Consider the following 13,473-nt stretch of genomic DNA (forward strand, 5'->3'; position numbering starts at 1 on the left):
CACGTTTATGAAAGGAAGTACCCTTTACTGCAAAGAAAATGCCTATAAACCGTATCAGCTTTTTCAAAATATAACTCAATAACCACAAAATGGTAAAGAACGGAGGGAATTTCGTGAAACTCCATGAATACACCATAAGCCAACTCCATGAATTGATAAGGAAAAGAGAGGTCAGCGTACCTGAACTAGCAAGATACATGTTAAATAGAATAGAAAAATTAGATTCAAAATTTGAATGTTATATAACTGTCACTGAAAAGCAGGCCATGGAACAGGCCGAAAGCGTTCAAAAAATGATAGATGAAGGCTCTTTAAATTCCCCATTGGCAGGCATACCCATGGGCATAAAAGACAACATATGTACCAAAGGCATACTCACCACCTGTGCTTCCAGAATGCTCAGCAACTTCGTTCCGCCCTACGATGCCACCGTAGTAAAAAGGCTTTACAGCAACGGTGCCATATTGCTTGGCAAACTCAACATGGACGAATTTGCCATGGGTAGCTCTACAGAGAGTTCTTACTTTAAAAAAACCAAAAATCCATGGAACACAGAAAGGGTGCCTGGGGGTTCAAGCGGTGGTTCAGCAGCTGCAGTAGCAGCAGGAGAAGCCATATATACCCTTGGTTCGGACACTGGGGGGTCAATAAGACAGCCAGCCTCGTTTTGCGGGTGTGTGGGACTTAAACCCACTTATGGTTTGGTTTCCCGATTCGGGCTTGTAGCCTACGCCTCCTCCTTTGACCAGATTGGTCCACTGACCAAAACGGTAACCGATTGTGCACTGGTATTAAACGCCATAGCAGGACATGACCCCATGGACTTGACCTCCTCAAGGAGAGAACGGCCCGACTACACGAAAGCATTGGTAAATGACGTTAAGGGGATGAAAATCGGGGTGCCTCGCGAATTTATAGCTGACAGCGTGCAAAGGGAGGTAAGAGATGCCGTACTCAATGCCGTAAAGGTATTCTCAAACCTGGGAGCAGAGTGCGAAGAGATATCAATCCCCATCATGGACTATGTGGTACCAACATATTACATAATAGCCCTTGCAGAAGCCAGCTCAAACCTTGCAAGATACGATGGCGTAAAATTTGGATACAGGGCTGCCAACCCCAAGGACATGCTTGACTTCTGCATGCGCTCAAGGAGTGAAGGGTTTGGCACCGAAGTGAAACGCAGGATACTGCTGGGCACATACGCATTGAGCTCGGGATATTATGATGCATATTATAAGAAAGCGCTTAAAGCTCGCACTATCATAACCCGTGAGTTTAATAAAGCCTTTGAAAAATACGACATCATCATAGGGCCGGTATCGCCTACAACAGCATACAAGATAGGCGAAAAAATCAACAACCCTGTTCAGATGTATATGGAAGATGTATTCACTGCACCGGTCAACATAGCAGGGCTTCCTGCTATATCCATCCCGTGTGGATTTGATCAGCAGTCTCTGCCCATAGGGCTTCAAATCATAGGAAAGAGGTTTGACGAGCCCACCATCATAAGGGCTGCATATACATTTGAACAGAACACCGATTTTCATAAAGCAAAGCCCAAAATAGACGAATAAATGTATACTTGGCTTATCAACATTTAGATGAATGAAAGTTGTGCGAGGATATACCTATGCATACATTCACTGGAGTATACCACTTAATTCGTTGAGATTAGGACACAACTTAAAAGCTACTTAATTAGACCTGCAAGATAGATTCAATATGAGAAAAACTACGATAGAGGTGAAGGCAAATGGAATACGAAGCGGTAATTGGCCTGGAAGTACACGCCGAGTTATCTACCAAATCGAAAATATTCTGCTCCTGTACCACAGAATTTGGTGGTCAACCCAATACCCACTGCTGTCCTGTCTGCCTTGGCATGCCTGGAACCCTCCCGGTACTAAACCGCAAGGCAGTAGAATACACTATAAAAGCAGGATTGGCTACAAACTGCACCATATCTTATTTCACCAAACAAGATCGAAAGAACTATTTTTACCCTGACCTGCCAAAGGGGTATCAAATATCACAATATGACCTGCCGCTATGCAAAAACGGGTATATCGAAATCGAAACCGAAAACGGAAAAAAGAAAATTCGCATAAACAGGATTCACCTGGAAGAAGATGCAGGAAAGCTTGTGCACAGCGAATACGGTTACTATTCCTATGTGGATTACAACCGTACAGGTGTACCGCTCATTGAAATAGTGAGCGAACCCGATATATCCTCTGCAGCAGAGGCAAAGGCCTACCTTGAAAAGCTCAAGGCAATATTGCAGTTCATAGGAGTTTCTGATTGTAAGATGGAAGAAGGCTCCTTGCGTGCCGATGTAAATATATCTATTCGTCCCAAAGGCTCCAAAGAATTAGGCGAAAGGACGGAGATGAAAAACTTAAATTCCTTCCGCGCAGTCTATAGAGCAATTGAAGCTGAAATTGCCCGTCAGATAGAAGTGGTAAAGTCCGGCGGGACAATAGAAAGGGAAACCAGGCGCTGGGATGACGCCCGGGGAGAAAGCTATCCCATGAGAAGCAAGGAAGATGCACAGGATTACAGGTACTTCCCTGAACCGGACCTACCTCCGTTGATCATCAAAGAAGAGCTGGTAGAAAGGTTAAAGAAAGAATTGCCAGAGCTCCCCGACGCCAGAAAACAGCGATATATGATGGAGTACGGATTGCCCGAATACGACGCAGGGGTGCTTACATCTTCAAAGGAGCTTTCTGACTTCTTTGAAGAAGCAGCCAAAGTCAGCAACAACATTAAAGCCATCAGCAACTGGGTAATGGGTGATATGTTGCGAATACTTAACGAAAGAAACCTTGAAGTATCCCAGATTCCATTCCCGCCGGCATATTTGGCAAAGCTGGTGGCATTACTGGACAAAGGAGTAATAAACGGCCCCACAGCCAAAAAAGTATTCGAAGACATGTTTGACAGCGGGAAAGACCCCGAGGTAATAGTCAAAGAGCAGGGCCTTGAGGTTTTAAACGACGAATCCATTCTCCTTCAGGTTGTAGAAAAGGTAATCGAGGAGAATCCCAATTCAGTAGCTGACTACAAAAAAGGTAAGAAAAAGGCAATTGGTTTCCTAGTAGGACAGGCTATGAAGGCCACCAAAGGTAAAGCCAACCCGCAGCTTTTAAACGAACTGCTCATAAAAAAGTTGGAAGAATAAAGAGGCAACCTCAAAGTTGCCTCTTTTTTTGTCTCACTCCGGCAGTTTAACCTCTACCTCAATATTATATTCTCCCTCCTGGGGCCGTTTGATATCATCTTAATGGGGATACCTATGAACTCCTCTATAAATTCCACGTATCTTTTAGCATTATCAGGAAGGTCGCTGTACTTCCTGACCTCCCTTATATCACATCTCCAACCGGGAAACATCCTGTATACAGGCTTAGCTTTAGGAAGCAGAGGTGTAACAGGGAAGTCTTGCGTCACATCCCCTTCGATGTCGTAAGCAACGCATACGGGTATCTCATCGAGATATCCCAGCACGTCCAGAAGCGTTAATGCTATAGAGGTTGCTCCCTGTATGCTGCAGCCATATCTTGTCGCCACCGCATCAAACCATCCCATCCTTCGTGGTCGGCCGGTTGTGGCCCCGTATTCCCCTGCATCGCCACCCCTTTCTCTAAGCTCCGACGCCTGTTCCCCGAAAATCTCTGTTACGAATGGGCCCGCTCCTACACATGTGGAATATGCCTTTACTACAGCTATAATTTCGTTTATTTCATAAGGCGGGATGCCTGCACCCACAGCGGCAAAACCGGCCAATGGCGACGAAGATGTGGTATAAGGATAAATCCCATGATCCGGATCTTTCAGCGCTCCCAACTGCCCTTCCAACAAAATCCTCTTGCCCTCTTTAATTGCCTTGTGTAAAAAAACGGTGGTATCTCCCACCATATCCTCTATCTCTTGGCCCAGTCTCAAAAAATCGTTATATACCTTGTCACCATCTATAGGTGGAGCATCGTAAAGGGTTTTTAACATTATATTCTTAACTTCCAATATGGAGTCTATCTTTCCCTTCAATATATCAGGATAATAGAGGTCACACACCTGTATCCCTATCTTGTAGTACTTATCTGAATAAAATGGTGCAATACCAGATTTTGTAGAGCCAAACTGCCTGCTGCCCAGCCTCTCTTCTTCATATCTATCCAGCAGTATATGCCACGGCATTACAACCTCAGCGCGATCAGATATGAGAATGTTGGGCCGTGGCACCCCTTTCTCTTCCAAAGCTTTTAATTCTCTTACAAGCATCTCTATATTAAGAGCCACGCCCGGTCCCAGCACATTAGTTACATGCTGATAAAACACTCCCGAGGGCAGCATATGCAGAGCAAATTTCCCGTAAGTGTTTATTATCGTATGCCCCGCATTGCTCCCTCCCTGGAACCTGACCACTATATCCGACTCTGCCGCCAGCATATCGGTAATCTTGCCTTTTCCCTCATCGCCCCAATTGGCACCCACAATAGCCTTAACCATCGCATTACCTCCAAAAAACAGATTATCATATGCATTTCTTACTTTCTAATTATATTACTCCTAAAGACACTAGTAAAATTCACTAATTTTATTTAATGTATAAGCTGTACTTATATCACGAGCACATCTTATAAGTAAATCAGGCAATTATGTTAATACCATATTCCCTGAGCCATAAATCAACCTGGATTAAATACGCACAAAACTGGGGCCCACTCATGAGCTGTCCAAACCACAAAGAAAAAGTCAACGCCATCCCGGGCCACAGCATTACGCTAGCCGCCCTGGGCACATTCCTGCTGTGGTTTGGTTGGTTCGGCTTTAACCCGGGCAGCACCTTATCTGCAAGGTTGCTCTGCAAAATCAATGGTTGTACCTATGTTATTTAGCTACTTTTCGAGAGTGTTTTTGGTTATGTATCAATTTCAAACATATATAACACTTTATTGTCAACATCATATATTGCCAAAGCAAAGTTAAATGAATGAGTGGTTTCCAAGTATTTCATGTCAATATCTCTATGACCCTGTTTGTTCACTACCTTCCAATACCCATTGATGACTTTAGGAAGCCCAACCTCCTCAGCAAATCGGCCGTCACTTTCCTCAACCGTTTCCCCATACATGAGTAAATTTAATGCATCGGAAAGCGGAAGAGGATTCCATTTATCTTGTTCTGTGATATATGAAAGAAATTTGGCTTCGCCCTCAGCGGTAAAAGTATATCGATATAGTAGCGCTCCGTCACCGTGGAACCCACCATGACTATCATATAATTCTTCCCAGGCCGTACCTTTAGGCAGCTTCATGTCAAATAACTTTTCAAATTTGTAAATACCTGCATTTGTAGTGTATAAATAAACGTGTAAACAAAAAATTATAAAGAAAAACAACGGTACAGTCCAAATAATTGCTATATATATATATATATATGAGTTCTTTTCATATTCTCCCTTCCTCCCTTATTTATTCTTTGATACATTTAGCCTCGAGCAGAAGTGAAGGCATGTTAATGTTATTGAAAACATCTGGGACATCAAAATGTATAAGGTGAATACTATATTCATTACCGGCCTGCTGGATATTGACAGCCACATTATTCGGAATCTGGCCTGATAGAAACTCGATGAGCTTAATGGCGTTATTACCATAGTACAATAGATGATATTCCATTTCAAAGGGAGTGTCTCCACCAATATTATACCATTTTGTACCAGCGGGTCCCATCCAACCGATGTAGACGGGTTGTATCTCATCCAGTTCTCCCTCGGGATGTGGATTTGGAGACTGGTAGCCGACAGACCAAAACCCCATCTTGTTTTTCACCATATACACCAGCACTATTTCCTGTTTGTCAGAGCTGCTCTTTATTATTTTGATCTCGTCCCCATTGGCATCAAAGTCTGATTCCAAGGGTATGACATCATAGGGATTAAGTCCAGCTCTCCTAAGCGCAAGCGAGAAGCTGTTCATCCTAAGTATGCTACACACAATTATAACAATGGTCAGAATAGATATTATTACAATACAGGTTTTTTCATAAAAAAACGCTCCTTGTTTATTGGCAATGATCTGGAAATCGGGGATAGCATGGATAAATACACTGAACAATTTTGCTTTCCAGACCAAAGATTCTTATTCTGCTCACTGCCGCGTGCACAGGTACACTAGATGAATTATATGCAACAACAGCATTATAGACACTGTCATAACCTGATGACGCTACTTTAACTGTGTGATTACCAAATATAATAATGTCTTGTAGTCCAGTCCGCTGTATAACTGTGCATAGGACTTCACCACATGAAATATGATTTACAAATAAAATAGACGGCAATATATATTCCTGCGGAAATCCCTGCCGTAATTGCTATAATTACCAACTTCTTTTTCATACACAACACCACCTTTTGTTGAATGTGGCATTCTGCCCCTAATAAATTAGAGGCAGAATGCCGCTAGATATTTGTCAAAGTATTTTTTTGAAGTCGAGCAGTCACATACTGTCTATGGATTTATGTATCTATATACGTGTAACACCCGATTATCTAATTCATCGAATAGTTTTTGCCAGTAAGCATCTTTTAAAAAACTTTTCCCCGCAGGATTCATCAATGGATTTTCCAAATATGTTGCATGTTGGTTCCTAAATTCTTGAATAACTTTTTGTATTAGACTCAATTTTTCTTCTAGCTGGACACGATTGAAATATTCAATTAGGTAATCGGGTATTTCTATTTCATATTTGCCTCCATTTAATAGTTTAAATGTTTCCACATAAATTACTGAGTGCATAAGCTGTATATATTGACTCGGTTCTCCTAATATGTTGTTACTGTTTCCATAAAACGCATTATAGTAATCTGTTAATTCATCAACAAAAGTCACAATTTCTTTTGCCGATTGATTTATTGGAACCAATTCTTTGACCGTTATATGTTTTTCTTCAAAAATAGGTTTAAATTGATCATATAGATTTTCATTTTGCTTCCAAAAATAATCAACAAATTTCATATAGCAGCTTTGGTTGACAAAAGTTTCCATTCTATCCCTTTGAATTTTATAATGACCCGCTATAACAGCCGTAGCTATAATAATCGCTAGTAAAATAAAAATAATGATGTCTTTCTTTGATACTTTCATGCTAGTAACCACTCCTATCCAATAATAACTTTCTTAAAAATACTCTCGATCTCCAAACATCGTCATCACTCCCCTTTGAATACGCTTAACAATACACTTTTGCTTAATACCCTCAGTTACCATAACTTAATGAATAATTATTTTTTCTTAGCTCGCTTTCAAGCTTTGTGCCTATGAAAGCAGGGATGTTCACATTAATACCTTCCGTTGTGAGTGCTATATACTCATCCTCATCTAAATAGCTTGGGCCGGTTATCCTGAATTCGTTCACTACCTCCCCGTTTTCTTTGATTTGTACATAAACACCAAAGCTGTTGCTATATACAAGTGCAACATTTGTAATAGTCATTTCCTTATTATAATCAATATTCTTTGCAGCTTTTAGGTAGGATATCACTTTGTCCAGTGCTTGGGAGCAAGATATAATCTGTTTTTCTCTTTCAGAGGAGTCAAATTCTATATTATCCCAATTTATATGTAAGCGTAAAATAATCCACACATTGACAGGAATATCATTTTGTAGATACAAATAAACCATTTCCAAATGGTTCTGGAAGCAATTTTCCAAACGGTTTTTAAGTTCTTCATAAAATTTGATAAATTGATCCTGGTCGGCGGTTGAGAATAGATATTTAAGGTGTGCTCCATTCGATGCTTACCTACTTACCAATCGTAAAAAATGAATTCCCCGCCATCTGGCAAGTTTGGCGTAACTTCATATTGTTCTTTTTTTTCAATGTCATAAATTATAATTTGTGATTTGGGCGACGAATCTTTTTTGAAAACTACATATTTACCATCTTCTGAAATATTCGGATAATTAACATACTCACCTTCGAAAATCAGTTCAGGTTGGGTATCCTTTGAACTTACCAAAAAACCTTATATTTTCTCCCCTGTGCTGTATCACCTACTGTATATACTGCTCTGGAAAAATCTTTGGAATAATCCAGCCTATCAATATTAGGGTACTCTTCCCGTGTACCTTCAAAAATTATCTTTTCAATCTCTCCTTCTTTATTAAGAACATACAGCCCCTTCAATTGATCTTCCGGTTTTTTTGCTTTTTCTTGCTTCTTAACCCCTTCAATAATGATACTGTCCTTTAGAGGAATAATACCATCTATTTGGCTAACGGTCTAGCTAAAAATTGAAGATTTATAAGTATGTGGCTCTATGACAACGAGATGGCTATCCATGCTTGCTTTATTTATATTATCCACTATTACTTCACAAGCTATTATCTTCTCCCCCCACCATACGGCACGAGCTATATTATCAAACTTGTGATAAGCTCCATTTTCCAGATTAACAACATACAGAAAACTGCCTTCATCCGGATATATTGCAGTAGTAAAAATAAGCTCCGTACCCTGCTAAGACACATAAAAATCCATTCCCCACTCTTCTTTTTCACCTATAGATACCAGTTCTCTTGTCTTTTTTGTTTTCATATCATAAATAAACACTTGTCGCTCTTGCACATATACAATTGATTCCTTTTCGGGAAGATATCTGCAAAGCCAGTACTTACCTGAATCCATTACAGGAATAAATTGCTGTGTACCGAAGTCATATAACCCAATTTTAGACCCCCCCGTTTTCAACTGTCATTAACATTTCTGACAAATTACCCGGAGTATTCATATCATTGGTTTTAGAAGTGGTTGTAGAATCAGTTCCAGAACTGTTTTCCTTTGTTTCCTTCGAGACAGTATCATGAATCTCATTTGGTTGAATTGCTTTCTCATTCCCGCCATTCTTATATGGCTGCAAACGTGAATTTGCACAGCCGAGTAAAAACAAACATGCTAATATAATTAAGGTTTTTTCAAAGCCAATCTCCTTCTTACGTTCTTATTAGGGTAAGGTTACTGTAAGCAGTAACCTTATCTTTTTAAAAATACTAAAATCTCTGGAGTGGGATTATCTAATGGCTGATTTTTTTCATCAAACAACGGAATTGAACGCATTACATGAACTTTTGCTAGTTCTGCGTCAGCAGGAAGTTCAATATTATTCTTTAAGAAGTCTTCTGCAATTTTCTTAGCAGCGTCCTCTGTTTTTGTAAATACTTTTTCTGTTTTTCCTAATTTGTAATACTGAATGCTCCTCTCAATTTTTATCTGTAGTTATTATAAAAAATACATATTACAAATTATTTACAACATCATTACAACCTTATAACATTTATGGATATATAATCCAACAAGTTTCAACGATTTTCTATAAATTTATTCTCTTATTCCCCAAGAAAGATCAAAAAATAAATTTATTATACCATAACGTTTTAATAGTACTTCTGGCAACTAATGATACATACAATGCTCCATCGTTTATGTGTAGTTTGGAGGACGAAGCCAGCACCTATGCCGCCAAGACCAGCCGTTATTTGAATGCCACCGGTAGTAGTTTGATACGTATGAATATACTCGAGAATTGCCTGGATCGTGTTGCCACCCCACGGACCCGAGCCACCAGTATAAGTACCACTAGCATATAAACCTCTAGAACTAACTTTAAAGTTACTAACTTTAGAATCAGCTAATATTATATCCCCGATTTCAAAAATATTTCTACATCTAATATTACCCTACTAGCGGTTTAATGCAATTTTTAATTTTATTTCTTGCATAATTTTATTTTATATCGTATATAAGCATTATCGATTTTACTTGTGCCAAAAACTTAAATATAATGTTACATACGATAAATTCTAGTTTTATCAATTAAACAAAATTGCCCTAAATTGTATATACAGTTAAATGATTTGTGTAATTTTTGCAAGATGTAGTATTGTATATTTCATTTTGTTATAACGTTTATCAATAAAAGTTATACCTCGTTTTATACAAGAAGTAGAAAATCCTTAAGGAAGCAGGGTGATTTAAAATGCTATTTCGTGAAGGTGATATAAGGATTCCATCAGGATGCGCCATATCAGGCATTATAAACAAAAAAGGCCTCCTGTTTTCAGGGGATGACATAGTAAAGTCCATCGCTCTGATGCACGAACGCTCAAACGGACTGGGGGGAGGCTTTGCTGCATACGGAATATACCCCGAATACAAGGACCTATATGCGTTTCACGTGTTCTATCACCACAGCGGCGCAAAAGAAGATACCGAGGCATTTTTAAATAAGCATTTTGACATAAAATTGTCAGGAGAAATCCCCACCAGGAAAATCCCCTCCATAAAGGATGCTCCCATAATCTGGAGATACTTTGTCTTGCCTAAAGAAGATAAGCTCATGGAAGGGGGCCTTACCGAAGAGGAATTCGTGGTAAGGTGTGTCATGAGGATCAACTCAAGCATTGACGGCGCTTTTGTGGTATCAAGCGGAAAAAACATGGGAGTTTTCAAGGGGGTGGGGTATCCCGAAGACATAGGCGAATTTTACATGCTGGACACATACAAGGCTTACATTTGGACGGCACACGGGAGATTCCCCACCAACACTCCCGGATGGTGGGGTGGTGCCCATCCCTTTACCCTGCTTGACTGGTCAGTGGTCCACAACGGTGAGATCTCATCCTACGATGCAAACAGGCGGTGGGTCGAGATGTTTGGTTACAAGTGCACACTTCAGACAGACACCGAGGTCATCACCTATATATTCGACCTTTTGATACGCAGACACCGACTCCCCCTTGATATTGTTGTAACCGCGCTGGCCGCATCGCTATGGGATGAAATAAAGAGGATGGATGACGAGAGGCAGGAACTCGTGAAAGCGATACGGGCGGTATACGGCAGTGCCCTGATCAACGGCCCATTTTCCATAATACTGGCCTGCAAAAACGGTATACTGGCTTTAAACGACAGGATAAAGCTTCGCCCGATGGTGGCGGCAACCAAAGGCGATTTTGTGTTTGTCGCCAGCGAGGAATCAGCAGTCAGAACAGTATGCCCACAACCTGACGAGGTATGGGCCCCTATGGGCGGGGAGCCAGTAATTGCTCTACTGGAAGGAGTTGAAGATATATGGCCATAAGCCTTCTTACACCGGAATTCATAATAGAGAGAAACGACGCGCGCTGCATAAGATGTCAGGTATGCGTAAGGCAGTGCGCAAACCTCGCACACATATATGACGAGGAAGAAGACAGGGTTTTAGCAGACGATTCCAAGTGCGTCAACTGCCACAGATGCGTAACCCTGTGCCCCACCAAGGCAATTACTATAAGAAAAAATCCCCTTGAGTTTAAAGAGAACGCCAATTGGACGGCAACTGCTATAAGGGAAATATACAAGCAGGCTGAAACCGGGGGCATACTGCTCACCGGCATGGGCAACGATAAACCCTACCCCATATACTGGGATAGGATGCTCATAAACGCCAGCCAGGTAACCAATCCATCAATAGACCCGCTGCGCGAGCCCATGGAGCTTAAAACCTTTCTGGGGCGAAAGCCCGAAATGCTTAAGGTTGAAAACGGAAAGCTCAAAGGGAAACTGCCGCCTCAGCTGGAACTTGAAGTCCCCATCATGTTCTCAGCCATGTCGTTCGGCTCGATAAGCTTTAACGCCTGTCAAGCCCTGGCAATGGCGGCATCTGAGCTGGGCATCATGTACAACACAGGCGAAGGCGGACTTCACAAGGATTTGCGCAAATACGGCAAAAACACTATAGTGCAGGTAGCATCGGGCAGGTTTGGCGTTGACCCAGAGTATCTAAACGCCGGAGCAGCCATTGAGATAAAAATCGGTCAGGGCGCAAAGCCTGGTATAGGGGGACATCTTCCGGGTGAAAAGGTGACCGCCCAGATATCCCAAACCAGGATGATCCCTTTAGGTTCCGATGCCATATCCCCTGCTCCCCACCACGATATATATTCAATCGAAGACTTGCGCCAGCTCATATTCTCCCTAAAAGAAGCCACTGATTATCAGAAACCGGTAGCGGTTAAAATCGCAGCAGTCCACAACGTGGCAGCCATATGCTCGGGCATAGCAAGGGCCGGAGCCGATATAATAGCCATCGACGGGTTTAGAGGCGGCACAGGCGCTGCTCCCTTGAGGATACGGGATAACGTTGGAATACCCATCGAGTTTGCATTAGCCGCCGTAGACACCAGGTTAAGACAGGAAGGCATAAGGAACCAGGTATCGCTGGTTTGCGCGGGAGGCATAAGAAACAGCGCAGATGTTATAAAGGCGATAGCCCTGGGTGCCGACGCTGTCTATATTGGACAGGCGGCTTTAATTGCCATGGGATGCCACATGTGCCAGAAATGCTACACCGGCAAGTGTAACTGGGGTATAGCCACTCAGGATCCCAACCTGGTAAAAAGGCTCAATCCTGAAATTGGTGCCAGAAGGCTTGTCAACCTCATCAAAGCCTGGGCTCACGAGATGAAGGAGATGCTGGGCGGCATGGGGATCAACGCCATCGAAAGCCTGCGTGGCAACAGGCTCATGCTGCGGGGAATAGGGCTAACCTCTAGAGAGCTTGACATACTGGGCATAAAGGCAGCCGGAGAATGAGTCATAGAGGCTTTCAATATAAAATCTAGTTAACCATTACCATTCATCGCAATAAATAAAACATAACCAAAATTAATTATCACCGCACAAGACACATTTTATTAAATATCCTGGTAAAGCGAGGAGTGTTATAGAATGGATAAATCCAATATCACAGCTCCAAAGAGGATATACGCCAAGGAAGATGTGTGTATAGGATGCAGGCTGTGCGAGATTCACTGCATCGCCGCCCATTCCAAATACAGACATGACCTTATTAAGACATTTAAAAAGCTTCCCAAAAGGCCACTTCCCCGTATAGTAGTTGAAGAAGATGTACCCCTATCCTTCGGTCTTCAGTGCAGGCACTGCGATGAACCTGAATGCGTTAAAGCCTGCATAACCGGTGCTATGCAAAAAGACCCAAAAACAGGGCTGGTCATAAACGATACCGAAAGATGCATAGGGTGCTGGACCTGCATACTGGCATGCCCGTACGGCGTTATCAGGCGCGATTACACAAACAAAAAAGTGGCCTCAAAATGCGACTTTTGCCTGGAAAGCGGTTTAGAGCCGGCATGCGTTAAAAACTGCCCCAACGAGGCCCTGTATATCAAGAATACCGTTAAATCCCATGATTTGTAAAAAGTCTGGCAGACTCAATGTTTCTTGGCCAACTTGGATTCTCTGTCTAAAAACAGCGATGTTGCAATACAGCCAATGCGGCAAAACGCGGTTGTAAGTCTAAAAAATATTTTGATTGCTGCTTGTAATTTGGGAAATTCAACAAAAAGTTTTTACCACTATAAAGATAAATAAAACATTAAAAATCGTGCATTACCTGA

The 13,473-nt window shown here is 41.7% G+C and carries 12 protein-coding genes and 1 pseudogene; 7 read left to right on the forward strand and 6 right to left on the reverse strand.

The window, feature by feature from the left end; all coding sequences use genetic code 11:
• The first annotated feature begins 113 nt into the window (after window positions 1–113).
• Window positions 114–1,580, forward strand: coding sequence for an Asp-tRNA(Asn)/Glu-tRNA(Gln) amidotransferase subunit GatA (gene gatA / locus JOD02_RS06005; protein WP_204487872.1), 1,467 nt, complete (start codon window positions 114–116; stop codon window positions 1,578–1,580).
• 179 nt (window positions 1,581–1,759) lie between these two features.
• Complete coding sequence (gene gatB, locus JOD02_RS06010; protein WP_204487874.1) at window positions 1,760–3,190, forward strand: Asp-tRNA(Asn)/Glu-tRNA(Gln) amidotransferase subunit GatB; 1,431 nt, start codon at window positions 1,760–1,762, stop codon at window positions 3,188–3,190.
• A gap of 53 nt (window positions 3,191–3,243) precedes the next feature.
• Here the strand turns inward: gatB and JOD02_RS06015 are convergent, their stop codons facing one another.
• Window positions 3,244–4,518: an adenylosuccinate synthase gene (locus JOD02_RS06015; RefSeq protein WP_204487875.1), complete on the reverse strand. Its 1,275-nt coding sequence runs from the start codon at window positions 4,516–4,518 to the stop codon at window positions 3,244–3,246.
• Between the two features lie 239 nt (window positions 4,519–4,757).
• Here JOD02_RS06015 and JOD02_RS06020 point away from each other — a divergent pair.
• Window positions 4,758–4,865, forward strand: a pseudogene (locus JOD02_RS06020) (hypothetical protein); the annotation flags it as partial.
• A gap of 65 nt (window positions 4,866–4,930) precedes the next feature.
• Here the strand turns inward: JOD02_RS06020 and JOD02_RS06025 are convergent.
• The 5 genes from JOD02_RS06025 to JOD02_RS06045 form a co-directional block, all read right to left on the reverse strand.
• On the reverse strand, window positions 4,931–5,326 hold the full coding sequence (locus tag JOD02_RS06025) for a hypothetical protein (RefSeq protein ID WP_204487877.1): 396 nt from the start codon (window positions 5,324–5,326) through the stop codon (window positions 4,931–4,933).
• 157 nt (window positions 5,327–5,483) lie between these two features.
• The gene (locus JOD02_RS06030) at window positions 5,484–6,146 is read right to left on the reverse strand and encodes a hypothetical protein (RefSeq protein WP_204487879.1); all 663 of its coding nucleotides are present in this window, start codon (window positions 6,144–6,146) and stop codon (window positions 5,484–5,486) included.
• Window positions 6,147–6,524: 378 nt separating this feature from the next.
• Window positions 6,525–7,160: a hypothetical protein gene (locus JOD02_RS06035; protein ID WP_204487881.1), complete on the reverse strand. Its 636-nt coding sequence runs from the start codon at window positions 7,158–7,160 to the stop codon at window positions 6,525–6,527.
• A gap of 112 nt (window positions 7,161–7,272) precedes the next feature.
• Window positions 7,273–7,728 (reverse strand): hypothetical protein, encoded by a 456-nt coding sequence (locus JOD02_RS06040; RefSeq protein WP_204487882.1) that lies wholly within the window; start codon window positions 7,726–7,728, stop codon window positions 7,273–7,275.
• 95 nt (window positions 7,729–7,823) lie between these two features.
• Window positions 7,824–8,036 carry a hypothetical protein gene (locus JOD02_RS06045; RefSeq protein WP_204487884.1) on the reverse strand — a complete coding sequence of 71 codons (213 nt, stop codon included), beginning with the start codon at window positions 8,034–8,036 and terminating at the stop codon, window positions 7,824–7,826.
• 1,462 nt (window positions 8,037–9,498) lie between these two features.
• On the opposite strand from JOD02_RS06045, the gene JOD02_RS06050 reads away from it, so the two are divergent.
• The 4 genes from JOD02_RS06050 to JOD02_RS06065 all read left to right on the forward strand — a co-directional run bounded on the left by JOD02_RS06050 (window position 9,499) and on the right by JOD02_RS06065 (window position 13,273).
• The gene (locus JOD02_RS06050) at window positions 9,499–9,663 is read left to right on the forward strand and encodes a hypothetical protein (protein ID WP_204487886.1); all 165 of its coding nucleotides are present in this window, start codon (window positions 9,499–9,501) and stop codon (window positions 9,661–9,663) included.
• 389 nt (window positions 9,664–10,052) lie between these two features.
• On the forward strand, window positions 10,053–11,156 hold the full coding sequence (locus JOD02_RS06055) for a class II glutamine amidotransferase (protein WP_204487887.1): 1,104 nt from the start codon (window positions 10,053–10,055) through the stop codon (window positions 11,154–11,156).
• Window positions 11,147–12,649: a glutamate synthase-related protein gene (locus JOD02_RS06060; RefSeq protein WP_204487889.1), complete on the forward strand. Its 1,503-nt coding sequence runs from the start codon at window positions 11,147–11,149 to the stop codon at window positions 12,647–12,649. The genes JOD02_RS06055 and JOD02_RS06060 overlap by 10 nt, the downstream gene beginning before the upstream one ends.
• A gap of 135 nt (window positions 12,650–12,784) precedes the next feature.
• Window positions 12,785–13,273, forward strand: a complete 489-nt coding sequence (locus JOD02_RS06065; RefSeq protein WP_204487891.1) for a 4Fe-4S dicluster domain-containing protein — start codon at window positions 12,785–12,787, stop codon at window positions 13,271–13,273.
• Window positions 13,274–13,473 lie beyond the last annotated feature (200 nt).

The sequence above is a fragment of the Caldicoprobacter guelmensis genome (genome assembly GCF_016908415.1).
GTDB lineage: Bacteria > Bacillota > Clostridia > Caldicoprobacterales > Caldicoprobacteraceae > Caldicoprobacter > Caldicoprobacter guelmensis.